The sequence below is a fragment of the Alkalimonas cellulosilytica genome (assembly GCF_036325985.1).
In the GTDB taxonomy this organism is placed as follows: domain Bacteria; phylum Pseudomonadota; class Gammaproteobacteria; order Enterobacterales; family Alteromonadaceae; genus Alkalimonas; species Alkalimonas cellulosilytica.
This window is the reverse complement of sequence record NZ_JAUHLI010000004.1, coordinates 140,824-167,745: the sequence shown is the minus strand read 5'-3', so window position 1 is coordinate 167,745 and position 26,922 is coordinate 140,824. Positions and strand designations below refer to the sequence as shown.

At 54.9% G+C, this 26,922-nt stretch carries 25 protein-coding genes and 1 other RNA gene; 6 read left to right on the top strand and 20 right to left on the bottom strand.

What is annotated here, in order from left to right; genetic code table 11:
• Nucleotides 1-34 precede the first annotated feature (34 nt).
• From QWY20_RS05360 to yacG, 5 genes are read left to right on the top strand one after another with little or no spacing between them, the layout of a single operon-like run.
• Entirely contained in the window at nucleotides 35-1,264 is a 1,230-nt protein-coding gene (locus tag QWY20_RS05360; protein WP_330128006.1) for a type II secretion system F family protein, read from the top strand.
• A complete protein-coding gene (locus QWY20_RS05355) occupies nucleotides 1,264-2,142 on the top strand; it encodes a prepilin peptidase (RefSeq protein ID WP_330128005.1) in 879 nt (292 codons plus the stop codon). Before QWY20_RS05360 ends, QWY20_RS05355 begins: the two co-directional genes overlap by 1 nt.
• Entirely contained in the window at nucleotides 2,139-2,777 is a 639-nt protein-coding gene (gene coaE / locus QWY20_RS05350) for a dephospho-CoA kinase (RefSeq protein ID WP_330128004.1), read from the top strand. The genes QWY20_RS05355 and coaE overlap by 4 nt, the downstream gene beginning before the upstream one ends.
• A 5-nt stretch (nucleotides 2,778-2,782) precedes the next feature.
• Nucleotides 2,783-3,529, top strand: a complete 747-nt coding sequence (gene zapD, locus QWY20_RS05345) for a cell division protein ZapD (protein WP_330128003.1) — start codon at nucleotides 2,783-2,785, stop codon at nucleotides 3,527-3,529.
• A 36-nt stretch (nucleotides 3,530-3,565) separates the two neighbouring features.
• Nucleotides 3,566-3,799 (top strand): DNA gyrase inhibitor YacG, encoded by a 234-nt coding sequence (gene yacG, locus QWY20_RS05340; protein WP_330128002.1) that lies wholly within the window; start codon nucleotides 3,566-3,568, stop codon nucleotides 3,797-3,799.
• Here yacG and mutT read toward each other — a convergent pair.
• A complete protein-coding gene (gene mutT / locus QWY20_RS05335; RefSeq protein ID WP_330128001.1) occupies nucleotides 3,792-4,214 on the bottom strand; it encodes an 8-oxo-dGTP diphosphatase MutT in 423 nt (140 codons plus the stop codon). The two genes, yacG and mutT, sit on opposite strands and share 8 nt — an antisense overlap.
• Nucleotides 4,214-6,925 carry a preprotein translocase subunit SecA gene (gene secA, locus QWY20_RS05330; protein ID WP_330128000.1) on the bottom strand — a complete coding sequence of 904 codons (2,712 nt, stop codon included), beginning with the start codon at nucleotides 6,923-6,925 and terminating at the stop codon, nucleotides 4,214-4,216. The genes mutT and secA overlap by 1 nt, the downstream gene beginning before the upstream one ends.
• Nucleotides 6,926-7,073: 148 nt before the next feature.
• Here secA and QWY20_RS05325 point away from each other — a divergent pair, with 148 nt between their 5' ends.
• Nucleotides 7,074-7,613: a DciA family protein gene (locus tag QWY20_RS05325; RefSeq protein WP_330127999.1), complete on the top strand. Its 540-nt coding sequence runs from the start codon at nucleotides 7,074-7,076 to the stop codon at nucleotides 7,611-7,613.
• Nucleotides 7,614-7,664: 51 nt separating this feature from the next.
• Here the strand turns inward: QWY20_RS05325 and lpxC are convergent, their stop codons facing one another.
• The 18 genes from lpxC to rsmI form a co-directional block, all read right to left on the bottom strand.
• On the bottom strand, nucleotides 7,665-8,576 hold the full coding sequence (gene lpxC, locus QWY20_RS05320; RefSeq protein ID WP_330127998.1) for a UDP-3-O-acyl-N-acetylglucosamine deacetylase: 912 nt from the start codon (nucleotides 8,574-8,576) through the stop codon (nucleotides 7,665-7,667).
• Nucleotides 8,577-8,717: 141 nt separating this feature from the next.
• Entirely contained in the window at nucleotides 8,718-9,878 is a 1,161-nt protein-coding gene (ftsZ, locus tag QWY20_RS05315) for a cell division protein FtsZ (RefSeq protein ID WP_330127997.1), read from the bottom strand.
• A gap of 114 nt (nucleotides 9,879-9,992) precedes the next feature.
• The gene (gene ftsA, locus QWY20_RS05310; protein ID WP_330127996.1) at nucleotides 9,993-11,228 is read right to left on the bottom strand and encodes a cell division protein FtsA; all 1,236 of its coding nucleotides are present in this window, start codon (nucleotides 11,226-11,228) and stop codon (nucleotides 9,993-9,995) included.
• Complete coding sequence (locus QWY20_RS05305; RefSeq protein ID WP_330127995.1) at nucleotides 11,225-11,974, bottom strand: cell division protein FtsQ/DivIB; 750 nt, start codon at nucleotides 11,972-11,974, stop codon at nucleotides 11,225-11,227. The genes ftsA and QWY20_RS05305 overlap by 4 nt, the downstream gene beginning before the upstream one ends.
• Nucleotides 11,971-12,891 carry a D-alanine--D-alanine ligase gene (locus tag QWY20_RS05300; RefSeq protein ID WP_330127994.1) on the bottom strand — a complete coding sequence of 307 codons (921 nt, stop codon included), beginning with the start codon at nucleotides 12,889-12,891 and terminating at the stop codon, nucleotides 11,971-11,973. Before QWY20_RS05300 ends, QWY20_RS05305 begins: the two co-directional genes overlap by 4 nt.
• Nucleotides 12,888-14,339, bottom strand: coding sequence for a UDP-N-acetylmuramate--L-alanine ligase (murC, locus tag QWY20_RS05295; RefSeq protein ID WP_330127993.1), 1,452 nt, complete (start codon nucleotides 14,337-14,339; stop codon nucleotides 12,888-12,890). The genes QWY20_RS05300 and murC overlap by 4 nt, the downstream gene beginning before the upstream one ends.
• Nucleotides 14,336-15,442: an undecaprenyldiphospho-muramoylpentapeptide beta-N-acetylglucosaminyltransferase gene (murG, locus tag QWY20_RS05290; protein WP_330127992.1), complete on the bottom strand. Its 1,107-nt coding sequence runs from the start codon at nucleotides 15,440-15,442 to the stop codon at nucleotides 14,336-14,338. The genes murC and murG overlap by 4 nt, the downstream gene beginning before the upstream one ends.
• Complete coding sequence (gene ftsW / locus QWY20_RS05285) at nucleotides 15,439-16,632, bottom strand: cell division protein FtsW (protein WP_330127991.1); 1,194 nt, start codon at nucleotides 16,630-16,632, stop codon at nucleotides 15,439-15,441. Before ftsW ends, murG begins: the two co-directional genes overlap by 4 nt.
• Nucleotides 16,629-17,966: a UDP-N-acetylmuramoyl-L-alanine--D-glutamate ligase gene (gene murD, locus QWY20_RS05280; protein ID WP_330127990.1), complete on the bottom strand. Its 1,338-nt coding sequence runs from the start codon at nucleotides 17,964-17,966 to the stop codon at nucleotides 16,629-16,631. Before murD ends, ftsW begins: the two co-directional genes overlap by 4 nt.
• Nucleotides 17,967-17,973: 7 nt before the next feature.
• Nucleotides 17,974-19,056, bottom strand: coding sequence for a phospho-N-acetylmuramoyl-pentapeptide-transferase (gene mraY / locus QWY20_RS05275; protein WP_330127989.1), 1,083 nt, complete (start codon nucleotides 19,054-19,056; stop codon nucleotides 17,974-17,976).
• On the bottom strand, nucleotides 19,050-20,423 hold the full coding sequence (locus QWY20_RS05270) for a UDP-N-acetylmuramoyl-tripeptide--D-alanyl-D-alanine ligase (protein ID WP_330127988.1): 1,374 nt from the start codon (nucleotides 20,421-20,423) through the stop codon (nucleotides 19,050-19,052). Before QWY20_RS05270 ends, mraY begins: the two co-directional genes overlap by 7 nt.
• Nucleotides 20,420-21,889, bottom strand: coding sequence for a UDP-N-acetylmuramoyl-L-alanyl-D-glutamate--2,6-diaminopimelate ligase (locus QWY20_RS05265; RefSeq protein WP_330127987.1), 1,470 nt, complete (start codon nucleotides 21,887-21,889; stop codon nucleotides 20,420-20,422). Before QWY20_RS05265 ends, QWY20_RS05270 begins: the two co-directional genes overlap by 4 nt.
• Nucleotides 21,879-23,630, bottom strand: a complete 1,752-nt coding sequence (locus QWY20_RS05260; RefSeq protein WP_330127986.1) for a penicillin-binding transpeptidase domain-containing protein — start codon at nucleotides 23,628-23,630, stop codon at nucleotides 21,879-21,881. The genes QWY20_RS05265 and QWY20_RS05260 overlap by 11 nt, the downstream gene beginning before the upstream one ends.
• Nucleotides 23,627-23,935, bottom strand: a complete 309-nt coding sequence (gene ftsL, locus QWY20_RS05255; RefSeq protein ID WP_330127985.1) for a cell division protein FtsL — start codon at nucleotides 23,933-23,935, stop codon at nucleotides 23,627-23,629. The genes QWY20_RS05260 and ftsL overlap by 4 nt, the downstream gene beginning before the upstream one ends.
• The gene (rsmH, locus tag QWY20_RS05250; protein WP_330127984.1) at nucleotides 23,932-24,882 is read right to left on the bottom strand and encodes a 16S rRNA (cytosine(1402)-N(4))-methyltransferase RsmH; all 951 of its coding nucleotides are present in this window, start codon (nucleotides 24,880-24,882) and stop codon (nucleotides 23,932-23,934) included. Before rsmH ends, ftsL begins: the two co-directional genes overlap by 4 nt.
• Nucleotides 24,883-25,347 (bottom strand): division/cell wall cluster transcriptional repressor MraZ, encoded by a 465-nt coding sequence (gene mraZ, locus QWY20_RS05245; protein ID WP_091343630.1) that lies wholly within the window; start codon nucleotides 25,345-25,347, stop codon nucleotides 24,883-24,885.
• 250 nt (nucleotides 25,348-25,597) lie between these two features.
• An RNA gene (rnpB, locus tag QWY20_RS05240) (RNase P RNA component class A) lies at nucleotides 25,598-25,964 on the bottom strand.
• 38 nt (nucleotides 25,965-26,002) lie between these two features.
• Nucleotides 26,003-26,848: a 16S rRNA (cytidine(1402)-2'-O)-methyltransferase gene (rsmI, locus tag QWY20_RS05235; RefSeq protein ID WP_330127983.1), complete on the bottom strand. Its 846-nt coding sequence runs from the start codon at nucleotides 26,846-26,848 to the stop codon at nucleotides 26,003-26,005.
• Nucleotides 26,849-26,922 lie beyond the last annotated feature (74 nt).

Below are 26,922 nucleotides of genomic sequence, written 5' to 3'. Positions count from 1 at the left end.
AACGGTGCTGTGCAATTCACATAGGATACAGACCATGGCTCAGGCCCAAAAATACAAAATCAAAGAGCTTGAAACCTACAGCTGGAAAGGTTTAAACCGGCGCGGTATCAAAACCACCGGTGAAATTAAAGGCGGCTCCAGCCAGGAAGTCAAAGCCCTGCTGCGTCAGCAAGGCATTACCCCCTCGATGGTCAAGCGCAAGCCCAAGCCGCTGTTTAACACTGAAAAGAAAGTCACCGCCGCCGATATTGCCGTCGTCACCCGACAGATTGCCACCATGCTGGGGGCTGGTGTGCCGCTGGTGCAAACCATCGACCTGATTGCCAGCGGTGCCGATAAAGCCAGCTTGCGTACCCTGATGCAAAAGGTCTCAGTCAAAGTGCAGGCCGGTTTGCCGTTATCGGAAGTGCTAAGAGAACACCCGAAGCATTTTGATGAATTGTACTGCGATCTGGTGAAATCCGGCGAGCAGTCCGGCGCGCTGGATGCCATTTTTGACCGTATTGCCATCTACAAAGAAAAGGCCGAGGCGCTGAAATCGAAAATCAAGAAAGCCATGTTCTACCCAATAGCGGTGCTGGTAGTGGCTGCGATTGTTACTTCGATTTTGCTGATTTTTGTGGTGCCACAGTTTGCCGAGATTTTTGCCGGTTTTGGTGCCGAGCTGCCTGCCTTTACCCTGTTTGTGCTGGGGATTTCCGAGCTGATGCAGGCTTACTGGTGGGTAGTATTAGCAGCCATTGTCGTGGCAGGCTATCTCATCAAGCAGGCCTATACCAAAAACCTGAAAGCCAGAACAGCGATGGATGCCATGCTGCTAAGAGCCCCAATATTTGGTGCCATTTTAAATAAAGCAGCCGTGGCCCGCTTTGCCCGTACCTTATCGACCACCTTTGCTGCCGGTGTGCCGTTAATCGATGCGCTGGAGTCTGCGGCCGGTGCTTCCGGCAATGAGATTTATCGCAATGCCATTCTGGAGATCCGCAATGAAGTGACCGCCGGTAACCAAATGCAGTTTGCGATGAAAAACACCAAGCAGTTCCCGGAGATGGTGGTGCAGATGGTGGCCATTGGCGAGGAGTCCGGTGCGCTCGATAGCATGCTGAGCAAAGTCGCCAATATCTACGAACAGGAAGTAGACGATGCCGTCGATGGCCTGACCGCCTTGCTGGAACCGATGATTATGGCGGTGCTGGGTGTGATCATAGGTGGTTTGATTATTGCGATGTATCTGCCAATCTTCCAGATGGGTAGCATCGTCTGATGATCACTGATTTTATTGCCGTATTGCAGCAAGCCCCCTGGTTTTTTTATAGCCTGGTGCTGGTGCTGGCTTTGCTGGTAGGCAGCTTTTTAAACGTAGTCATTTACCGTTTGCCAAAAATGATGGAGCTTAGCTGGCAGCAGGATTACCAGGCGTATTTTCAACCAGAGAGCACGCACCAAGCTAGCCAGCACTATAACCTGGCAGTGCCGCGCTCGGCCTGCCCCAGCTGTAAGGCGCCGATAGCGGCCAAAGATAACATTCCCATTCTAAGCTGGCTATGGCTCAAAGGTCGCTGCCGCCATTGTGGCACGGCGATTTCTGCCCGTTACCCGCTGGTGGAAGGACTGACCGCCCTGCTGTCGCTACTGATAGCCTGGCAGTTTGGCCCTTCTGTGATCACCCTGGTGTATTTGCTGGTGCTCTGGGCTTTGATTGCACTGAGCTTTATTGATCTGGATAAGATGCTGTTACCGGATCAGATCACGCTGCCGCTGCTCTGGCTGGCTTTATTGTTCAGCCTTAGCAGCTATGGCCCTACTCCGGCTGATGCCATTATTGGCGCAGCAGCCGGTTATCTTAGCCTCTGGTCGGTGTATTGGGGCTTTAAGCTGCTGACTGGCAAGGAAGGCATGGGCTATGGTGATTTTAAACTCTTGGCGGTATTTGGCGCCTTGCTCGGCTGGCAGCAACTGCCGTTAATTATTTTGCTGTCGTCGGCGGTTGGGGCTGTGCTGGGGTCCTTGCTGCTCTTGCTGCAAGGCAAAGACAAGAGCACCCCTATTCCCTTTGGCCCCTACATCGCCATTGCTGGCTTTGTTGCCATGTTGTTCGGCCAGCAGCTGACCAGCTGGTATGTGCAGGTACTGGGGCTTTGAACCAAACCACCACAACCACGCCTCTGGTCATTGGCCTGACTGGTGGTATAGGCTCGGGCAAGACCACAGTGGCCAATGGCTTTGCGGCACTTGGCATTGAGCTGGTGGATGCCGATCAGGTTGCCCGCGAGCTGGTACAGCCCAACAGCCCGGCCTTAGCGCACATTGTAGCGCACTTTGGTGCAGAGGTGCTGCAGGCAGACGGCCAGTTGGACCGAGCGGCTCTGCGGTCACGGGTATTTAGCCAGCCTGCCGCGAAGGAATGGCTGAACCAGCTGCTGCACCCGCTGATCCGACAGGAAATGCAGCGCCAACTGGCCAGTGCCCGCTCACCCTATGTGCTCTTTGTCGCCCCGCTGCTGCTGGAGAATCAGCTGCAAGATAGAGTCGACCGGGTGTTGGTGGTCGATATTCCGGAGCCATTGCAATTGCAGCGAACTTTACAGCGGGATGGTGGGTCAGAACAACAGATAGCCGCTATTATGGCTGCTCAGATCAGTCGTACTGAACGATTGGCTGCAGCCGATGATGTGATTGATAACAGCGCAGCACCAGAGCAACTAAGCGCCCGGATCGCGCAACTGCACCGGGATTATCTGCAGCTGGCCAACCAAAGAGCCTTTAAAAAACCATGAGCAGCATGACCGACGTACTGTATGAACATCCGCTAAATGAAAAAGTACGTACTTTCCTCCGGGTCGAGCACCTGTATCGCCAGGTGCAGTCCCATGCGGCCATGCAGCACGCCGCACAGCAACAGGCTTTCTTTACCAGCTTTTTTGCCTTGCTGGATGTGATGGAACGCAATGATGTCCGGCCAGACTTACTAAAGGACATTGAACGCTGCGAACAAGCCCTGGTGACCTGGTCGAAACATCCGTCGGTCTCCAACGATGCCTTGCAGCAAATGCTACAAAAAGCGGTGCGACTGCAAAGCGAGCTAAACCGCAGTGGCAAACTGTGCAGTCAATTCAAAGAAGACTCCTTTTTAACCCCACTTCGCCAGCGCTATGCCATGCCAGGCGGCGCCTGTTCGTTCGATGTGCCGCAATTGCATTACTGGTGCCATTTACCGGCAGAGCAACGCCAGTTTCAGCTGAATAAATGGCTGGAGCATCTGGAATTAGCCATGCAAAGCATTGATTTTGTACTGACATTTTTGCGTGAACGTGGCCAGTTCCAGAGCATGGAGGCCGAGAATGGCTTCTACCAAAGCACCACCGATCAGTTTGAGCTGCTACGGCTGAAATACGACAGCTCGCTGGGGGTGTATCCCACCGTTAGCGGCAACAAATACCGTTTTGCCATTCGCTTTATGCAGCTTTGCGATGCCAGCGGCCGCTTTGCCAGCGAGAAAACCATCCCGTTCGCGCTGGCTTGCTGTTAAAATAGCAAGCCTGCCATCGAAAGGAGTATCCAGGCAATGAACAAACCCATTGTTGACTGCCCCGTCTGCCAGACCAAGGTGGTGTATGAGCCGGCTTCGCGCTTCCGGCCATTTTGCAGCGAGCGCTGCAAGCTGATTGATTTAGGCGACTGGGCGGCAGAAAACCACCGGATCCCAGACAAAAGCCCGGTCAATCCAGAACTGGGCGAAGCCTATCTGGCCGAATTGGAAGCCGAGCTGATGGAGCAGGACAACGCCTTTTTTAAGTAAAGAGGGATTGCAGCCGCGCTACAATGGGCTGATTGGCATCGGGGAAAACCAGAGTGTGTAGTTGGCTGATGTCAAACCATGCAACCTGCTGCCCTTCCATACCCTTGGGCTCACCACTAAAAGCTTCTACCAGCCAAATATCCAGCAAGACCTCGCGTTCAGGATACTGATGCCGGATCTGCATCAATGGTGAGGCCTGCTCAATGCGAATGGCTAGTTCTTCTTGCAGTTCACGGCCAAGAGCTGCCAGCACGGTCTCAGCGCCTTCGACCTTACCACCGGGAAACTCCCACTTGCCACCCTGATGCTGATGGCTGGCCCGCAGGCTCAGCAGCACTTGCTGCTGCCGGACCACCACACCTACCGCGACATGAAGGAAAGGGGCCCCTGGCCCCTTTGCAGCAACAGCGGTCATTAACTTAACTTACCATGGCACTGTTTGTATTTTTTGCCAGAGCCACACGGGCAAGGATCATTACGCCCGACTTTGACGCCGTCGCGTACCATGGGTCCTTGCGGCTGGGCAGGGGCACTGCCTCCGACCTGCTCCGCTTCTGCGTGCTGGTACTCGTGCGGCAATGCATCGGCTTTACGGCGTTGCTCATCGACGGCTTCGACATCCTCTGCTGCCCGCACCTGCACCCGGCTGAGCACGCTGACCACATCCAGCTTCAGGTTGTCGAGCATTTGCGAGAACAGTTCAAACGACTCGCGCTTGTATTCTTGTTTCGGATTTTTCTGAGCATAACCACGCAGATTGATCGCCTGCCGTAAATGATCCATCGCCGCCAGGTGCTCTTTCCAGTGGGTATCCAGACTTTGCAGCATGATGGCTTTTTCAAACTGACGCAGTACCTGCGGCCCCACCTGCTGCTCTTTGGCCTGATAAGCGGTTTCGACTTCCTGCTGAATACGTTCACGCAGTTTTTCTTCGTACAGCTTGTTGTCTTCCGCCAACCAGTTGGCAATCGGCAACTCCAGCGAGAAATCGGCTTTTAAGCGCTGTTCCAGCGCCGGCACATCCCACAGCTCATCCAGCGACTGTGGCGGAATGTACTGGCTGATCACCGAGTCAATCACATCGGTACGGATCACCTGAATGGTTTCGCCGATATCATCGGTGTCCATCAACTCGTTGCGCTGCTCGTACACCACTTTACGCTGATCATTGGCCACATCGTCAAATTCCAGCAACTGCTTACGAATATCAAAGTTGCGTGCTTCCACTTTGCGCTGGGCATTCTCAATGGCGCGGCTTACCCAGGGATGCTCAATGGCTTCGCCTTCTTTCATGCCCAGTTTCCGCATCATGCCTGCCATCCGATCGGAGGCAAAGATCCGCATCAATGGATCTTCCAGCGATAAATAAAAGCGCGACGAACCCGGATCGCCCTGGCGGCCGGAACGACCACGCAACTGGTTATCGATACGACGGGACTCATGGCGCTCGGTGGCGATGATGTGCAAACCACCGGAGGCAATGACAGCATCGTGGCGCTGCTGCCACTCACTGGTTAATTTGGCAATCTGATCTTCGCCCGGGTTTTCCAGCGCGGCAATCTCGGCCTGCAGGTTACCACCCAGCACGATATCGGTACCACGGCCGGCCATGTTGGTGGCGATGGTGACGGTGCCAGGCTGGCCTGCCTGTGCAATGATTTGCGCTTCATTGGCATGGAACTTGGCGTTCAGCACCTGATGCTTGATTTTGGCTTTATTCAGTAAATTAGACAGATACTCTGAGCTTTCAATCGAAGCGGTACCCACCAGCACCGGGCGACCAGCATCACGGCTTTGCTTGATGTCTTCAATGATCGCCTGGTACTTGTCTTCAGCCGTCAGATACACTAAATCCGGCATATCCTGCCGTACCATCGGCTTGTTGGTAGGAATAACAATGGTTTCCAAGCCATAAATCTGTTGAAACTCGAAGGCTTCGGTATCGGCAGTCCCCGTCATACCAGCCAGCTTGTCGTACAGACGGAAATAGTTCTGGAAGGTGATAGAGGCCAGCGTCTGGTTCTCGTTCTGGATCTTCACCCCTTCTTTGGCTTCCACCGCCTGGTGCAGACCTTCCGACCAGCGCCGGCCTTCCATGGTACGGCCGGTGTGTTCATCGACAATGACGATTTCGCCGTTTTTCACCACGTAGTCCACATCCTTTTTAAACAGGTTGTGGGCACGCAGGGCAGCATAGACATGGTGCAGCAGGGTGATGTTGGCGGCCGAGAACAGGTGGTCATCCGGCTGGATCAGGCCATGCTCTTTTAGCATCTCTTCAACCCGGATTTGGCCAAGCTCGGTCAGATAGACCTGACGGGCTTTTTCATCGATGGTGAAGTGACCATCGCCTTCTACCCCTTCTTCGTCTTCTTTTTCCTGCTTTTTCAGTTGCGGCACCAGCAGGTTGATCTGTTTGTACAGCTCGGAACTGTCTTCTGCCGGGCCGGAGATAATCAGCGGCGTTCGCGCTTCGTCGATCAGGATGGAGTCGACTTCATCGATAATAGCAAAAGCCAGCTTGCGCTGTACCCGCTCTTTGGCAGAAAACGCCATGTTGTCACGCAGGTAGTCAAAGCCAAACTCGTTGTTGGTACCGTAGGTAATATCAGCAGCATAGGCTTGTTGTTTTTCCTGCGGGTGCATGCCGGGCACGTTGACACCGACACTCAAACCGAGGAATTCAAATAAAGGGCCATTGGTGGCCGCATCACGGCGCGCCAGGTAATCGTTCACGGTAATCACATGCACCGCATCGCCACTGAGCGCATTCAAGTAAGCTGGCAGTGTGGCGGTCAGGGTCTTCCCTTCACCGGTCCGCATTTCTGCGATACGCCCCTGATGCAGCACCATGCCACCTATCAGCTGCACATCGAAGTGACGCATTTTAAACACCCGCTTGCTGGCCTCACGCACCGTAGCAAAAGCAGGCGCCAACACATCATCCAGGGTAGCACCGGCAGCAACCTGCTGCTTTAATTCGGCGGTTTTGGCTTTTAAATCGGCATCGGATAGGGCTTGGTACTGGGCTTCCAGTGCATTAATTTCGTCGACTTTTTTCTGCAGTTTTTTCAGGAAACGGTCATTGCGACTGCCAATTAACTTGGTGAACAATTTTCCAAACATGTTTTGGTTACCATTAAATTCGATTTTATTATTACATCAGCGGGAGACATTACCCATCTCTGCAGCGGATGTCCAATCAACTTTTCATTGCCGCCAGGCGCTACGGCATCAAGCCAGATTCAAGCATAAAGCAGATATGGAGCTTAGGGTGGTCAGTTTCAAGCGTAGGCAGGAAAAAGACAACCATGCTACACTGCCAACGGATTGTTTGACCGTAGTGACCATGGCCCGTTATTCGCAAAAACCAGCTCCGCTTACCCAGCTGTTCGACAAACTGCCTCTGCTGCAGCAACAGCAAAGCTTTGGCCAGCTGCAACAACTAAATCAGCTGCTTCACCAGGTGCTGCAGCAGCAAGCGCATGGCTGTCAGGTTGCCCGGATTCATCAGGGCCGGGCGGTCATTTTGTGTCAGTCTGCGGCCTGGGCCACCCGGGTTAAAATGCAGCGCGACGCCATTTTAGCCAATTTCCGGCAAAAAATCTTGCCTGATTTAGCCGGGTTGGATATTGAGATCACTCCCAAGGCCAGCATCACGCCGCCAGCAGCCAAAACTGTGATGCAGGCAGACCCGGTTGATGGCAAGGCGGATGCCAGCATGCGTTTGCAGCAGTTGGCTGATGCCAGCTCCGGCCCATTGAAAGAACACATTGAACAGTTGATCCGCCGCCGCAACGACAATGAACCCTGACTACTGGCTACAAAAAAACCAGCCTCGGCTGGTTTTTTTCAAGGGCTGGTATTAAGCCAGCTGAGGTGCCAAAAACGAAATCGGCATCTCGGCTTCGTCTTCAAAGGTGACAAATTCCCAGCTTGCTTCATCGGCCAGCATGGCACACAACAGTTTGTTGTTGAGCGCATGGCCGGTTTTGTAGGCACTGAACTCACCCAGAATGCTGTAACCGGCCATGTACAGATCGCCGATGGCATCCAGCACCTTGTGCTTGATGAACTCGTCATCGTAGCGCAGGCCATCCTGGTTCAGCACCCGGAACTCATCCAGCACCACGGCATTGTCAAAGCTACCGCCGAGCGCCAGGTTATTGGCCCGCAGGTACTCGATATCCTGCATAAAGCCAAAGGTACGAGCCCGGCTGATGTCTTTGATAAAGCTGGCGGCAGAAAAGTCCATCTGCAAACGCTGCTGGGTACCGGCGATGACCGGATGATCGAAGTCGATAGCCACATCCAGCTTAAAGCCATGATAAGGCTTGAACTCAGCCCATTTATCGCCATCTTCAATCCGAATGGCCCGCTTGATGCGGATAAATTTCTTCGCCTGCTTCTGCTCGCTGATGCCAGCTTCCAGCAACAGGTAAATAAATGGGTTGGCGCTGCCATCCATAATCGGTACTTCGGCAGCATCGACTTCCACGATCAGATTGTCGATACCAAGACCAGCCACCGCAGCCATTAAATGCTCGGTGGTGGACAGGCGTACGCCATCGTCATTGATCAGACAGGTACACAGCACGGTATCCCCAACCATTTCAGGATTGAGTTTAAAGTCGACAATCGGATCCAGGTCAACCCGCCGGAAGATAATTCCGGTGTGATCAGGCGCAGGCCGGAGAGTGAGCGTGACCTTTTCACCCTTGTGCAGGCCAACCCCGACCGACTGGACAGTTTGTGCGATAGTACGTTGTCTGATCATAGTCGTTTCCAGTTCAAAAAATGAACAACCCAAAGCGGGCACGAAGTCTAGCATATGTTAACAATTATGCCAACCGAAACTGAACCAGCGATGAACTCAATCGCCTAATTCAGCGAGCACCCACGGCTTCAACCAATTTTTTTAATCAGCTTGCTTGCGCAAAAATGCCGGGATATCGAAGATATCCTGTGCCGGCTTATGCTCAACCCGCTGCTCCGCCTGTACTTTCGGCTGGGCAATCACTTCGGTCTGCATCTGCTGCGCGGTATTGCCACCAGCAGTACGGTATACCGGTGCGGTCACTTCCTGACGCTGATTCGCTACCAGGCTGATATCCGGCCGACGGGCAGCACCAATACCTGTGGCAACCACAGTCACCCGAAGTTCATCCGACATCTCAGGATCGATCACAGCACCCACCACCACAGTGGCATTTTCAGAAGCAAAGGCTTTGACCGCATTACCGACGGTTTCAAACTCTTCAATGCTGATGTCAAGACCTGCTGTGATATTGACCAGAATGCCTTTGGCGCCCGACAAGTCGATGTCTTCCAGCAATGGGCTGGAAATCGCCTGCTCGGCAGCTTCCTCGGCCCGATCAGAACCTGAAGCTGAGCCTGTGCCCATCATGGCAGTGCCCATTTCCGACATCACAGTGCGCACATCAGCGAAGTCGACGTTGATCAGGCCCGGACGGGTGATCAGTTCAGCTATGCCCTGTACCGCACCCAGCAATACGTTGTTGGCTGCTTTGAACGCATCCAGCAGACTGGTGCCCTTGCCCAGCACTTTTAGCAGTTTGTCGTTCGGGATGGTGATTAAGGAGTCGACATGCTTGCTGAGCTCCAAAATGCCATCGTCGGCATACGCAGTGCGCTTTTTGCCTTCAAACGGAAACGGCTTGGTCACCACCGCAACGGTCAAAATACCCAGCTCTTTGGCGACTTCGGCTACCACGGGCGCAGCGCCGGTACCGGTACCACCGCCCATCCCGGCGGCGATAAACACCATATCCGCGCCCTGAATGGTCTTTTTGATGGTTTCCCGATCTTCTTCGGCCGAGCGACGACCAATATCCGGGTTAGCACCTGCGCCCAGGCCTTTGGTTACAGCGGCACCCAGTTGCAAGGTGACATTGGCCGATGAGTTACGCAGCGCCTGCGCATCGGTATTGGCGGCAATAAACTCCACCCCTTCGATGTTGCTGGCAACCATGTACTCGACAGCGTTACCACCGCCACCACCAACACCCACGACTTTGATTACAGCTTCTTCGCTGTGACTATCCATTAATTCAAACATTGCTCTCTCTCCGTTTTTTGCTTTTTCGTTCAGCCGCTGTTCTGAGTCAGGAACAACGACCGGCGGATCCATGGTTGGCTTTATCGCTAAAGCCGTTTACAGCTTGCGCTGTCGTTAAAATTCACCTTTAAACCAACTGGCCAGTTTTTTAACCAGGCCACTAACCGTATCTTTCGGGCTGACAGGTGCCTTGCTTTGCTCCTGACTTTCCAGCCCATACAACAACAGGCCAACGACGCTGGCATAGGCCGGGTCCTGTACATAATCTTTTAAACCGGTGACCTGCATCGGATGGCCCAGCCGGACCGGCATCTGGAACACGTCTTCGGCGAATTCAACCGCGCCTTCGATTTTGGCGGCACCGCCGGTGAGCACCACACCAGCGGCAATTTGCTCTTCCAGGCCACTGCCGCGAATTTCTTCCATCACCAGTTCAAACAATTCCTGATAACGCGGCTCAATCACTTCTGCCAGGGTATGACGCGACATGCTTCGTGCCGGACGGCCGCCCACACTCGGGACTTCGATGCTTTCTTCTTTACCCACCATGCTGCGTAGCGCACAGCCGTATTGCACTTTAATATCTTCGGCATGGCTAATCGGCGTGCGGAAGATTTTGGCGATATCACTGGTGACCTGATTACCGGCTACCGGCACCACAGCGGTATGACGCACAGCACCATTGGTGTAGATGGAAATATCAATGGTGCCGCCGCCCATATCCACCACACAGACACCGAGTTCTTTTTCGTCGTCGGTCAGCACTGAGTAGCTGGATGCCAGCGCAGAAAAAATCAGCTGATCAACTTTCAAACCGCAGCGCTCGGCACACTTTTCGATGTTTTTCGCCATATCATTGGCGCAGGTGATGATGTGGGCCCTTGCTTCCATCCGCACCCCCGACATACCAACCGGGCTTTTGATGCCTTCTTGCATATCCACCGAGAACTCCTGCGGCAGCACATGCAGCATGCGGCGCTCAGCCGAAATCGGCACCGACTTGGCCGCATGGATCACACTGGCAACGTCGTCAGCGGTTACTTCGGTATCGCCAATCGGCACCATGCCGCTTTCATTTTGGCAGCGAATGTGTTTGCCACTGATCCCAAGGTAGACCGAAGACACCTGGCAATCGGCCATCAATTCAGCTTCGTTGATAGCGCGCTGAACCGATTGCATCACCAGATTCAAATCATTGACACCGCCTCTGTCCATACCACGTGTGGTATGGGTACCTACCCCGATGATGCTGAGCTTGTTGTCTGGTGTCACTTCACCCACCACGGCCTTGCATTGCGCCGTGCCAATGTCCAGTGCCACTATCATTTCCCGATCGACCGACTTCGTCATGCTTCTCTCTTTTGTTCTGTTGTGCTGTAACGGACAGCGACTCCGGTGTCGTAGCGTAAATCGACTTCGGCAATGGCCGCATCACTGTGCTCACGCAGTACCGGATACAATTCCAAAAAGCGCTGTACCCGCGGTACGGTATGCTGACGACCCAGCTTTAACCGAATGTCATTGCTTAACTGAATTTGCCAGGCAAAGCGCTCGGTCAATTCCAGCCGTTCGGCGCTGAGCTGATGCAGGCTCAGCAACTGCTCGATATAACGGAACATGGACAGGGCATCCTGCTCGCTGCCAGTGGGGCCTGTTAGCTCCGGTAACACGGCAATCAATTGGTCCAGTGGTGCTGTAAACAGTTCACCATGCTGGTTGATTAATTGTTGGTCATTCCAGATTGCCACCGGTTGTTGTTCTGTGACCACCACCACCAGGGTATCCGGCCATTGTTTGCGCACGGCGACCTGATACACCCAAGGCTGCTGCAACAGGAACTGCTGCACCTCTGCCACGTCCACCCGAAAAATATTGCCGACATACTGATCATGCAGCCGTTGCTGCAGACGGGTGGGCTCAATATGTCGAAAATCGCCAAATAACCGGACCTGAGCGATAGGAGTGGTTTTCTGCTGCTCCACATACTGCTTCAACTGCCAGCCACCCCAGGCCAGCGCCAACAAGGCCAGCACAAAGAAAACCAGTCCGGCAATAAATGCCCGACGGTCTTGCTGGTTGTTGGCACTTGCATTCATTGATCGCCCTGCCCGGTTTGTGCCAGTACCTGCAGTACCAGCTCGCTAAAACTTAACCCGGCGGCTTTAGCCGCCATCGGCACCAGCGACTTCTCGGTCATGCCCGGCACCGTATTCACTTCCAGCACATAGGGCTCACCCTGCTGATCCAGCATAAAATCGACCCGGCCCCAACCCGAAGCTCCAACTGCTGTGAATGCCTGCCAGGCCAGTTGCTGAACCCGCTCAGTCAGGGCAACATCAATCGGCGCCGGGCACAGATACTCGGTGGTATCGGCTTGGTACTTGGCCTGGTAATCGTAAAAGCTATGCGGCGTACGCATCTCAATAATGGGCAACACCTGCTCGCCCAGTACCGCCACTGTCAGTTCACGACCCTGGATCCATCGCTCCACCAGCACATCCTGATCAAACCGCAGTGCCTCTGCCACCGCAGCTTGCAAGGCTGCCACAGTGTCGGCCATGCTCATGCCAATGCTGGAGCCTTCGCTGGCAGGTTTTACCATCACTTTGCCGCCGAGCTCTGCCAACAAAGCCGTAGTGGCCTCTGGCACCGAGCGCAGTACCCGAAAATCAGCAGTCGCTATGCCTCGCGCCCGAAACAGCCATTTGCAGCGCACTTTGTCCATCGCCAGCGCAGATCCAAGCACCTTGCTGCCGGTATAAGGCAAGCCCAGCAACTGCAAAGCCCCCTGCATGCTGCCATCTTCACCGCCACGGCCATGCAGCACGATAAACACCCGATCCGGCTTGCTGGCCACCAGCTCGGCCAGCGGTTGCAACTTAGGATCAAAGGCAAAAGCATCAACGCCACTTTGCTGCAATGCAGTGAGCACGGCTTTGCCCGAGCGTAATGAGACATCGCGCTCAGCCGAGGTGCCACCAAACAGCACAGCGACACGACCAAACTGGTTCATGCTGCACCTCCTTGCTTTAACAGCGCACAGTCCAGTTGTTTTTCTGCCAGCTCGCGCGCCAAGGCACCGATATTGCCGGCGCCCTGGGTTAACAGCACATCGCCATCTTTTAATACATCCGCCAGCACAGACCCAAGCTCCTGCGGTGGTGCAACGTAGATGGGATCCACCTGACCACGGGCGCGGATAGAACGACACAGGCTTTTGCTGTCAGCGCCAGGGATCGGTTGCTCGCCAGCGGCATACACATCCAGCAACAACAACTGATCGACGCCAGACAATACCTGGGTAAAATCTTCATACAAGTCGCGGGTACGGCTAAAGCGATGCGGCTGATAAGCCATCACCAAACGCCGCTCTGGCCAGGCATTTCGCGCAGCGGCAATGGTCGCTGCGACCTCGGTTGGGTGATGACCATAATCGTCGATCATCAATACCTTGCCCTGGCCGGTATCAAATTCGCCGTATTGCTGAAAGCGCCGGCCAATACCGGCAAACTTGTGCAGTGCGGCCAAAATCGCCTGCTCTTCTATGCCTTCATCCTGCGCCAGCGCAAAAGCAGCGGTGGCATTCAGCGCATTGTGCTGACCTGGCAGGTTCAGCTCAATGGACCAGCTCTGCTGCGTTGGATCGGTAATCACAAACTGACTACGGGCACCGGTTTGACTGAATTGACTGATACGGTAATCCGCATCTTCGCTAAAACCATAGGTCAGTATGGGCCGGCCAATAGCAGGCAACAACTCGCGAATGACCGCATCATCCAGGCAGGCCACCACCACGCCATAAAATGGCTGGTTGTGGCAAAACTCCACGTAGGTAGCTTTGAGCTTTTCAAAGTCACCGCCATAGGTATCCATGTGATCCGGTTCGATATTGGTGATCACCGCCGCCATCGGTTGCAAATGCAAAAAGGAGGCATCGCTCTCGTCGGCTTCGGCAATCAGATAAGGGCCGGTGCCCAGCCTGGCATTGCTGCCGGCTGAATTTAACAAGCCGCCAATCACAAAGGTTGGGTCGGTGCCGGCTTCCGCGAAAATCGAGGCCAGCAAACTGGTGGTAGTGGTTTTACCATGGGTTCCGGCAATGGCAATGCCATGACGAAACCGCATCAACTCGGCCAGCATTTCAGCCCGGCGGATCACCGGAATACGCTGGCTCAGCGCCGCTGCCACTTCCGGATTGTCTTTAGCGATAGCACTGGATACTACGACCACGCTCACACCCTGAATATGGTCGGCACTGTGGCCAAAGCGCACATCGGCTCCCAGCGAAATCAACCGCTCGACCACGGTATTTGGCGCTATATCAGAGCCGCTGACACTGTAGCCTTCGTTCAGCAACACTTCCGCGATGCCGCCCATGCCGGCACCACCGATGCCGACAAAATGAATACGACCTATGCGACGCATGGCGTGACTGTGCTTTGGTAATACCGCTTTATTCATACCCGAGCTCCCAGTTGCTGTTCACAAGCGTCAGCCAATTGCTGCGCTGCATCGTCTAATGCACACTGACGGGCTTTCGCCGCCAGTTGCTGTAATTGAGTTCTGTTATCAAGCAGCGGCGCGAGCAGTGCAACCAACCCGCCTTGTTGCAACTGTGGTTGTGGCAACAACAAAGCCGCCTGCTGTCCGACCAGCCAGTTGGCGTTGGCAGTCTGATGATCATCAATCGCCTGCGGCAATGGCACAAAAACAGCTGCCATTCCGGCACAAGCCACTTCACTGACCGTTAATGCCCCTGCCCGGCATATCACCAGATCAGCCCATTGATAGGCCGCGGCCATATCGTCGATAAAGGCATGGGCTTCGCCGTCAAAAGACGGACTGTGCAGTTGCTGATAGTGGTGTTGCACTTCAGCCTGCATGGCACTGCCTGTCTGATGCCGTACCTGCATTGGCGTAGTGCTGCTCAGCTCTGCCAATTGCTGAGGCAAGGCGTCATTTAAGGCTTTCGCCCCTAAACTGCCACCAATCACCAGTACCCGCAGCGCTGCTGGCTGGTTTTGACTGGCTGAGTGGACTGGCTCTTGCGCCGCAATCAGTGCTTTTCGCACCGGATTACCCACCACCTGCTGCTTGGCATGGCCGGCAAATGCCTGTGGAAAAGCCACCAGCACCTTGTTTGCCAATCGTGCCAACCAACGGTTGGTGGTCCCTGCCACCGCATTTTGTTCGTGGATCAGCAATGGGGTGCGCTGCAACCAGGCGGCGATCCCACCTGGACCACTGGCATAACCACCAAAGCCCACCACCAAATCAGGTTGCAACCGCTTTAACAGCTGGCGGGCCTGACGGATGGCACTTAGCAGCATCCAGGGAGCCGTTAGCAGCTGGCGAATACTCTTGCCACGCAGGCCGCGCACCACGATGCTATGAAATGGCCAGCCCAGCTTGGGCACTAAGGTCGCTTCCATCCGATCGGCAGTGCCCAGCCAGTGAATGTGCCAACCACGGCCGGCCAGCTCCTCGGCCAGGGCCTGCGCCGGGAAGATATGACCACCGGTGCCGCCGGCCATCAATAAAACGGTGGGCGCTTTTGCGGTCATGTGCTGCGCCCTCCCCGGTTGATGGCTTGTTTGCCTTCCATCCGCACTTCAAAATCTATCCGCAGTACCAGGGCGGCGGCCATCAGCATAATAATCAAACTGCTGCCCCCTGAACTGACAAAGGGTAGTGTCAGGCCTTTGGTGGGCAGCACACCACTGGCCACCCCGATATTCACCGCAGTTTGAAAGCCAAACCAAATCGCCATCGCCAGCGCCAGAAAGCCATGGAAATGCAACTGTTTTAACATGGCTTGACGGCCAATCCAGAGGGTTCGGGCCACCAACAAAAACAACAAGCCGAGCACGGCAAAGACGCCGATAAAACCGATTTCTTCGGCAATAATGGCGAAGATAAAATCGTTATGGGCTTCCGGCAGGTATTCCAGCTTCTGAATGCTGTTGCCAAGCCCCTGACCACTGAAACCGCCACGGCCAAATGCCATCAGTGATTGGGTTAACTGATAGCCACTGCCAAAAGGATCGGCCCATGGGTCTAAAAAGGCCGTGACCCGCCGCCAGCGGTACTCGCTGTAGACAATCAAAAACAGCACGGCACTGACGCCTGTCAAGGACAACACAATAAATTGCCACAGTTTGGCACCTGCCAAAAACAACAGCACCAGTGCGGTGGCAAACATCACAATCACCGTACCCATGTCCGGTTGCAACAACAGCAACACCGACAACAACAGCAGCACCACCATCGGCTTAATAAAGCCTTTAATATTTTCGCGGACTTCTTCATGTCGCCGTACCAGATAGCTGGCCAGATAGACAAAGAAGAACAGCTTGGCCGGTTCTGCCGGCTGAATGCTAATGGGCCCCAACGCCAGCCAGCGGGTTGCGCCATTGACAGTACGACCAAAAACAAGCACCGCCACCAGACCAACCACAGCCAGTGCCAGCAACAACAAATTGCCCTGATGCCAGCGATGCACCGGAATATTCAGCACCACAATCGCCATCGCGGTACCAAGCCCTAGGTACACTAAATGGCGGAAAGTAAAGTGCAACGGATTATTAAACAAGCGTTCTGCCACCGGCACTGAAGCGCTGTTTACCATCACCAGCCCTATCGCCAGCAACACCAGCAGCAACATCAGGAAGGTGCTGTCGTAATCGCGCTGTTCTTCTGAATGACCAAGCAACGGCTGAAGTTTTGACCACAGTGGCAGCGTCAATGCTTTCATCGGGCCACCTCTTTCGCAGCCTTGGCAAACAGCTCGCCGCGCTGCTGGTAGTTGCTGAACATGTCCAGACTGGCGCAGGCCGGTGACAACAACACAAGATCACCTGGCCTTGCCAGCTCAGCAGCCTTACGTACCGCTTCGCTTAAATCCTTCACCTGATAACTATTGGCTTTTAATGCCGCAATGGCTGCACCATCCTGACCAAAGGTGATCAGTTGCTCTACCTGCTGCAGGCCAGGCGTCAGTTCGGTCATATCCTGACCCTTGCCATCGCCACCAGCGAGCAGGATCAGCTGGCCGCTGATCACCGGACGCAGTCCATCCAGTGCGGCCAGGGTAGCGCCGATATTGGTGGCCTTTGAGTCATTGACCCAGCGCACCTCGTTGTGCTGATGCACCAGCTGGCAACGGTGATCAAGCCCCTGAAACTGGCTGAGCACATGGCGGATACTTGCAAAATCGGCACCGGCGACCAGACTAAGGGCCGCAGCAGTCAGTGCATTGTATTGATTGTGGCGTCCGAGCAAAGACAACTGACTGACCGGCATCAACTCAGTACCGGCCAACACCAGATAATTGGTGCCGGCACGCTCGACAATGCCATAGCCATCGCTCTCTTCAGGAGCTTCCAGACCCAGACTGTGCTGCTGATCCAGCTTACGCTGTGGCAGGGTATGACGGTCGGCCCGGTTGTAAAACGCAATCTGGCTGCCCTGATACACCCCTTGCTTCGACTGGCAATAAGCCTGCATCGATCCATAGCGGTCCAGGTGATCAGCAGAAATATTCAAAATGGTGCTGGCGACAGAACGCAGGCTTTTGGTGGTATCGAGCTGAAAACTGGATAACTCCAACACAAACACCTCCGTCGCGGTGTCCTGAATGGCATCCAGCGCCGGCAAGCCAATGTTGCCGGCGGCCACGGCTTTGATGCCACTGTGCTGCAAAATGGCTTCCACCATCCGGGTCACGGTCGATTTGCCATTGGAGCCGGTAATGGCGATCACCGGCTTGCTGGTACAACGGGCAAACAGCTCGATATCCCCAATCACCTCAACTCCCTGAGCCATGGCAAAACGAATGGCCGAATGGCGCAGATCCAACCCAGGACTAACCAGCAACACATCCATCTGGGCCAGGCGGTTGGCATCCAACTCACCTAAATACAAGCCATCGGTTTTATCCAATGGCAGGCTATCCAATCCCGATACTTTGCGGCGGCTGTCCATCAGTACCGGCCGGATCCCCTGCTGCAGCAAAAAGCGCACTGTGGCCTGACCGGAAAGGCCAAGTCCTACCACCGCAATGCGTTTTTGTTGCCAGGCAGTTAGCATCGTCTGATTACCTTAATTTCAGGGTTGCAAGCCCTACCAAAACAAACATGACCGACAAGATCCAAAAGCGTACGATCACCCGTGGCTCCGGCCAGCCTTTTAACTCGTAATGATGATGAATAGGCGCCATCCGGAAGATGCGCTGACCACGCAATTTGTAAGAACCAACCTGCAAAATCACCGACAGCGTTTCCATCACAAAAACACCACCCATAATGAACAGAATCAGCTCCTGCCGCACCAGTATGGCAATCACCCCCAGCACAGCACCAAGCGCCAGCGAGCCAACATCACCCATAAATACCTGAGCCGGATAGGTGTTGAACCAGAGGAAGCCAAGGCCAGCGCCAATCAAAGCCGAGCACAGCACCACCAGTTCACTGGTGTGAGGTAAATGCGGGATATTCAGATAGCCGGAAAACACCACATTGCCACTGGCGTAGGCAATGACGGCAAAAGCCGCCGCGACCATAATCACCGGCACGATGGCCAGGCCATCCAGACCATCGGTCAGATTGACCGCATTGCTGGTACCGACAATGACAAAGTAGCTCAACAGTAAAAACATCAGACCAAGCTGTGGCATCACATCTTTAAAGAAGGGCACCAGCAAAGCCGTTTCGGCCGGCTGCTCTGCAGTGAGGAATAGAAACAACGCCGTAATAATGGCAAACACCGATTGCCAGAAGTACTTCCAGCGGGCAATCAGGCCTTGGGGATCTTTGCGGATCACTTTGCGGTAATCGTCGATAAAGCCGATGGTGCCAAAGCTCACCAGCACAAAAAGCACCACCCACACGTATTTATTGCTTAGATTGGCCCACAGCAAGGTGCTGACCAGCACAGAACCCAGGATCAGCAAACCGCCCATGGTTGGGGTGCCTTGCTTGGAGAAATGGCTTTCCGGGCCATCATTGCGCACCATCTGGCCAATTTGCATACTTTGCAAACGGGCGATTAACTTGGGACCGAAATACACACTCAGCAACAAGGCAGTTAAAATGCCCAAAATAGAGCGAAACGTCAGATAACTAAAGACGTTAAAAAAGGTCATGTACTGCGTGAGGTACTCGGCGAGCCACACTAGCATGGGGTTTTCTCCTGCTGACAACGTTCTAGCAAGTCTTGCACCACCAGCTCCATTTTGGCGCTGCGTGATCCCTTCACCAGAATGGTGGTGGCTTGCTGGGCTAAGAAAGGCATCAGTCGCTCCACCAAACTTTGGCGGGCACTGAAATGATGCCCCTGACCGTTAAAACAGTCACTGGCGCTCTGTGATAGCACGCCCAGCGTGAACAATAGATTAACCCCTTGCTCCTTTGCGTATTTTCCAACCTGTTCGTGGTACAAACGGGCATCGGAGCCCAGCTCCGCCATATCACCCAACACCAGAATGCGCTGACCGGAATAACTGGCCAGCAAGTCAATCGCCGCTTTGACTGCGCCGACACTGGCGTTGTAGCTATCATCAATAATGCGCAACCCTTCACGCACCTCAATCACCTGAGTGCGGCCCTGCACCGCGGCCATTTGCGCCAGCCCCAACTGCACATCGTGCAAACTGGCACCCAGCGCCATGGCACCAGCTGCAGCAGCCAGAGCATTGGCAACATGATGGATGCCAGGGAGATTCAGTTGCATAAAACGACGACCTTGCGGGCAAACCAGCTCAAACCCCGCATTGCCATGACTATCCAGCACCACATTTTCAGCACGGTAATCAGCATCCTGACTCAAGCTGAAGGTCACCACCTGCTGCTTACCTAACCGGCTCTGCCAATAGGGCGTAAACTCACTGTCCGCTGGAATAATGGCAACCTGGCCAGGCTTTAGCGCCGAGAAAATTTCACCTTTGGCACGGGCTACACCTTGCAAGTCACCAAAGCCTTCCAAATGCGCTTCGGCGACATTGGTGATCATGGCCACATCCGGTTGCACCAAAGCACTGGTGTAGGCGATTTCACCCTGATGATTGGCTCCAAGCTCAAACACACCGAAGTGATGGCTGCTATCCAGCCGCAACAAGGTGAGCGGGACGCCAATGGCGTTGTTAAAATTGCCCGCTGTCGCCAGCACTTTACCGCGGCGCGATAAGATAGCCGCCAGCATCTCTTTAACCGTGGTTTTACCGGCACTGCCGGTGACAGCCACTGAGGGCAATTGCAGTTGCTGCTTCACCCAGGCGCCCAGTTGCCCCAAAGCCATGGTGGTATCGGCTACCACAACCTGAGGTAAGTCGACCGCTTGCGGGCTATGCACCAGAGCAGCAACAGCCCCTTTATCTGCCACTTCGGCCACAAAAGCCTGACCATCGAAGCTGGCTCCTTTCAATGCTACAAACAGATCCCCTGGCTCAATGCGCCTGCTGTCGGTGCTGACAGCCTTAACTGCTACATTGTCGCCCAACAGCACACCACCGGTGATGCTGGCCAGAGTTTGCGTATCCAGCGCGATCATAAGCTCATCTCCCGCTGCAGCTGAGCAATAAAAGCCCGTTCATCGTAGTCACGGTAGTTATCGCCCACTTGTTGGTATCGTTCGTGGCCTTTGCCAGCCAGTAAAATCATGTCGCCCGCCTGCGCCTCGGAAAGCGCCAACTTAATGGCCAGCTCACGATCCGGCTCAATCTGGTAACAGGCTTCAGCCGACATACCAGCCGCTATCTGCTGGCAAATTTGTTCCATCGGCTCGTGCCTGGGGTTGTCCGAAGTGATCACCACCCGATCCGCATACTGCTGTGCGACACGCCCCATCAGCGGACGTTTACCCTGATCACGGTCACCACCGCAACCAAACACGCACCACAGGTGGCCCTGACAATGCGGGCGCAGTGCCTGCAGCGCCAGTTGCAGTGCATCTGGGGTATGGGCAAAGTCCACTACCAGTGTCAATGGGTGCGGAAAATCAAATTGCTCCATTCGGCCGGGAATCGCGCCGAGTAGTGACGCTGCCTGGCAGAGCTCTGCTAAGTCGGAGCCTTGCAGCCACAGAGCAGCGATAGCCGCTACTGCATTGTCGATGTTAAAGTCGCCCATCAACGGCAGTTGCAAGGTAAATTGCTGACTATCGCTTTGCAGCTTGCAACGAAAACCACCCGGGACAGCCTCCACCTGAGAATAACCAAGGTAGCGGCTGTGCTGTTGGCAGTCATCCAGCTTACCCACTGCGCAATAAGGAACCTCGAGCTGGCGAGCGAGCCCGGCACCATAAGCATCGGATACATTGACCACCGCCTGACGGCAATACGCTGGCGTGAGCAAACGGGCTTTGGCTGCTCCGTAGGCTTCCATGGTGCCGTGATAATCCAGATGATCCCGACTTAAGTTGGTAAAAATAGCGACATCAAACTGCAGGCCTTCGACCCGCCCCTGCACCATGGCATGGGACGACACTTCCATCGCCACCAGCGCACAGTTGTCTTGCTTAAGCTCGGCCAGTATTTTCTGCAATTCCACCTGATGGGGCGTGGTATTGGGCAAAGCTGTCAGTTTATCCGGGCGACCGTAGCCCAAAGTGCCAATGACTGCAGAGCGCTGCAGCAACTGTTGTGCTAGTTGCTGGACGAAACAAGCCGTACTGGATTTGCCATTGGTGCCAGTCACTGCGATAAGCTGCAACCCAGCGGCTGGATCCTGGTAAAAACGTCGGGCCAGCGCCTGCAGTTGAATAAGTAAATCAGGCAGCAGCAACACACGGCTATGTTCGGCATACTCAGCGGGGATTTCGTCGCTGAGCACCAAAGCCGCCCCCTGCTGCAGCGCCTGACCAATAAAAGCCTTACCATGCTGCTGATGACCGGGCAAAGCCAGAAAGACATCGCCTTCACGCACAGCGCGACTGTCAATCTGCAACTGCTGCAGTGGCTGTTGCGGCAAGTGAGCGGCCATGGCGCCCAACCAGCTCAGCGCTGTATTAACCGGCATCCCGACCTCCTTTGCGCCTGGAAATGCGCACGCCTTCCGCATCGGGGGTAATGTTTTTCAAACGCAGCACTGAATTCATAATGTTGGCAAAAACCGGCGCGGCAATTTCACCACCGTGATAGTAATCACTGGCGGGCTCATTCAATACCACCACCGTAGCAAAACGCGGGTTGGAAATCGGCGCAACACCGGCAAAAGAGGCAACATAATCATCGCCATAGCCGCCGGCCACGGCTTTACGGGTGGTACCGGTTTTACCGCCTACCCGGTAACCATCCACCCGGCCACGGGTAGCAGTTCCGCCCGGTTCGATCACGGCTTCCATCATATCCAGCATCGCCTGCGCATATTCCGGCGACAACACCCGCTCACCCGGCAAGCCTTGCTCGGATTTGATGATGGTCAGTGGCCGCAAAATGCCACCATTGCCGATAGCCGCATACATCCGCGCCAGCTGCACCGCCGTCACCGACAGGTTATAACCAAAGGACAAACTGGCCAGCTCATGATCGGACCAGCGACTGCGATGACTGAGCATACCGGAACTTTCCCCGGTCAAATTCAGGCCGGTATCGCTGCCAAGCCCCATTGAAAAGTACAGATCCAGCAAATGCTGATGCGGCATGGACAAGGCCAGCTTGGTCACGCCAATATTGCTAGAGCGCGCCATAATATCGGTTAAACCCAGCTCACCATGCCGGGTGCTGACATCCCGCACCCAGCTGCCACCAACCCGCAGCATCCCTGGGCGAGTATCAATCACGGTGTTTAAGTCTGCACTGCCAAATTCAAGCGCTGCCAGAATCGGTAAGGGTTTGATGGTTGAGCCAGGCTCAAACATATCGGTGATGGCACGATTACGGAAATGGTGCACCGGTGTATTGCGGCGGTTGTTCGGGTTAAAAGACGGACTGTTGGCCATAGCCAGTATTTCGCCGCTGTGTACATCAACAATCACCACCGAGCCGGAAGTTGCGCCGTAGGTCAGCACAGCTTTTTTTAACTCGCGATAGGCTACGCTCTGAATGCGCTGGTCGATGCTAAGCTGTAAATTGCGCGGCTGCTGCGCATCTTCGCGCTCCAGCACTTCAATGTCGCGCCCTTTGGCATCACGCCGCACCAGGGTACGACCAGCCGTGCCGGTCAGCAGTGCATTGTAGCGGCGCTCAATGCCTTCTACACCAACGTCATCAATGTCGGTGAAACCAATCAAATGGGCGGTCACTTCGCCGGCCGGATAAAAACGACGCGACTCCTGGCGAAAATACACGCCGGGTACATTCAAGCGGCGGATATAGTCCACCGTGGCCGGGCTGACCTGGCGCTGCAAATAGACAAAGCGGCGGCGGCTGTCTGTGCCGACGCGGTTATTGAGCTGCTCGGCCGTCATATTCAGGCCTTCGGCCAGAGCCTCCCAGCGGCGGATGTCCTGCTGCGAACCACGCTCGAGCACCACTTTAGGATCGGCCCAGATGGCCTGAACCGGTACACTCACGGCTAATTCTTCGCCATGCCGATCTAAAATCATACCGCGCAAGACGGTGTTGGAAGTCACCCGCAAGCTGCGTAAGTCGCCCTGGGTCACCAGCATGTCCGGCTCCAGCACCTGCAAGTAGGCAGCACGCGCTACCAGCACCACAAACACAGAGCCCAGAGCCAGCATCACAAAGACAAAACGCCAGCCCACCATGCCTGGTGCCTGGTTGCGTTTGGCGTGCTGTTTTTGCGCTGCTCTGCTCATGGTAAGGTCACCACCACTTCACGGGCACCACTTGGGCGCTGCATACGTAAACGGGAGCTGGCGATGTCTTCCACCCGGCTGTGTTCGGACAAAGCCCGCTGTTCCAGCAGCAGATTCCGCCACTCCACATCCAGCGCATCGCGCTGCTGATACAACTGGTTTTGCGCATTGACCAGCAAACGGTTGTGATGTGACAACTGCACCACCGCTAAAGCGCTGAGCACGCAAAGACACAACAACAACACTGGCCAGCGAAAACGCGGCCAATCGGCCAGAATCACCTGAGTTAAGCGAATTTGGCTCATACGGCCTCCTCCGCAGTTTTCTCGGCGATGCGAAGGACTGCACTGCGTGCTCTGGGGTTGGCTGCCAGCTCCTGCTCGGATGCCATGATGGCTTTGCCAACCAGTTTCAGCGGCAAATGCTGTTTTAGCTGCGCATCGGTCAGTGGCAAACCACGCGGGATCGGCGCTGCCTTGCTATGTTGGCGCATAAACTGTTTCACCAAACGGTCTTCCAGCGAGTGAAAGCTAATCACCACCAAACGACCACCTGGTTTTAATACCTTGAGGGCGGCATCTAAAGCCTGTTTTACCTGCTCCAGCTCACTGTTAATGTAAATCCGGATGCCCTGAAAACTGCGGGTAGCAGGATGTTTCTTTTCTTTCGGACTTTTCGGCACCACACCAGCAATCAGTTCTGCCAACTGCCGGGTGCGTGTCAGGGGCGCTTCGGCCCGGGCAGCAACGATGGCATTGGCAATTTTCCAGCCAAACTTTTCTTCGCCATAGGCTTTGAGCACAAAGCTGATGTCTTCCACATCAGCGCTGCCCAGCCACTCGGCAGCCGATTGGCCAGAGTCCGGGTCCATCCGCATATCCAGCGGGCCATCGCGTAGAAAACTAAAACCACGTTCGGCATCATCCAGTTGTGGGGAGGAGACACCTAAATCCAGCAAAATGCCATCGACCTGGCCGAAGATTTGCTGTTGCTGGCTGATCAAGTCCAGCGCCGCGAAAGGACTGCGGCTGATATGAAAGCGGGGGTCGGCCTGCAGTGGGGCTGCGGCTTCAATGGCGGCGGGATCGCGATCGATCGCGTACAAACGGCCCTCGGCAGAGAGCCTGGAAAGAATGTGGCGACTGTGCCCGCCCCGGCCAAAAGTCCCGTCCAGGTAGATCCCGGCCGGTTGAATGGCGAGTCCGTCAATTGCTTCCTGCAATAATACGGATGTATGAGGGCTGGCAGTCATTTACAGCGCAAAGTCCTGTAATCGTTCAGAAAGTTCAGTTTCAGCCGGCATGTCCCGCTCTAGCGCCATGTCCTGTTCCACACGGTCTAACCAGGCGGCTTCATCCCAGATCTCGAATTTATTCAACTGGCCAACCAGACGAATGTTTTTCTCCAGGCTGGCATGGCTGCGCAGCGGCGCAGGCAACAAAATGCGGCCATTTTTGTCCATATCGCATTCGGACGCATGGCCCAGCAGCAAACGCTTTAAACGCAATTCCTGCGCGTTGAAGCTGGACAACCGCTTGAGTTTTTCTTCGATGTCTTCCCACTCAGCCAGCGGGTACAACATCAGGCAGGGATCTTTGTGATCGATGGTGCAAATCAGTTGGCCGGAACACTCAGACAGCAGAAAGTCGCGGTAGCGCGCTGGCAGCGCGATCCGGCCTTTGGTGTCCATTGTCAGTGTAAACGAGCCACGAAGCATAGCTGTGTCCTGAGATCGGCGACTGATCCATCGCGATCCACAATTATCCACAAATCCCCACAATGCTACAGTTTAGGGCCGTGATCTGACCATTGTCAAGGTAAAAGCGGTGCATATTTGGCAGGAAAGATCCAGCAAAAATGCAGGCTGCAGCAAAAGCACTGATTCTGTGGGGGAAAGTGGGTGAAATTAGCGCGTGTAATAAGTGGGAACTGAATTTTGGTGACAAAGCAGGATGAAGGTGGAGAAAAAAGTGAGTTGGCCAATAAGCCGGGTTCTGTCCCCTGTTTCCAGGGTGGCAACCATTCCTCTAGGATGCATGTCACCACGCACCTCAAGCAACCTACCCGCCCCCAGTACGGGCCGTACCATCGGGGGCCTATTTGGTCTTGCTCCGAGTGGAGTTTACCGTGCCACGAACTGTTGCCAGTCGCGCGGTGCGCTCTTACCGCACCCTTTCACCCTTACCTGATCCCGCAAGCGGGCCATCGGCGGTCTGCTCTCTGTTGCACTGGTCGTCGGCTCACGCCGCCCAGGCGTTACCTGGCACTCTGCCCTGTGGAGCCCGGACTTTCCTCCCCTTGCAAATGCAAGCAGCGATTGCCCTGGCCAACTCGGCGCGCAGTATACGCCAAATGCTGACAAAGCGCAGGTGTTATTTTTGCTGCAAACTCAGGCCATGCTGGTACAACGCATTTTTCTTCAGGCCGTGGATCTCGGCTGTCAGGGCGGCTGCTTTTTTTAGGGGCAGTTCTGCCATTAACAGTTGCAGGGTGTGCAGCGCGGTTTCGCTGATCTCGCTTTCGGTTTTCGCCGTCGGCGCTATCATCAACACCATTTCGCCCTGGCAGCGCTTGGCGTCTTCTTGCAGCCATTGCAAAATGTCATCAGCGGTACCGCGGGCAAAGTGCTCAAAGGTTTTGGTCAGCTCCTTGGCCAGCACCAGTTCGCGCTCGCTGCCGAATACTTGCTGCACATCCAACAAGGTGTCCTGAATGCGCCGCGCCGTTTCATAACAGACCACAGTGCCAACCCCGGCAGGAATAGCCTGCAGCTGATTCAGCCGCTGCTGTTGTTTCGCCGCCAAAAAGCCAATAAACAGAAATTGATCGGTCGGTAAGCCGGCGGCCGATAGCGCAGCAATCAATGCGCAGGCACCCGGTACCGGCACGACCTGTACTCCGGCCTGTTGGCAGTGACGCACCAGGCTGTAGCCAGGATCGCTGATCAAAGGCGTACCTGCATCGGAAATCAAGGCAATGCTTTGCCCTTGCTGCAACTTCTCTAACAAGGAAGCAGCCCGCTGCTTTTCGTTGTGATCGTGCAGCGCCAGCAACTTGCTTTGAATGCCATAGTGCTGCAGCAAGCGCGACGAGTGACGGGTATCTTCGGCCGCAATCCAGTCGACGGTGGCCAGAATATCCAGCGCCCGCTGACTGATGTCTGCCAGGTTGCCGATAGGGGTGGCGACGATGTAAAGTTGTCCGCTTTGGGTGGTCATGAGTTCGCTTTTGTTTGAGCTTCTGAGTGTGACTCAGTAAGATAGTGCCAATTATGGACTATGGTACTGGGCAT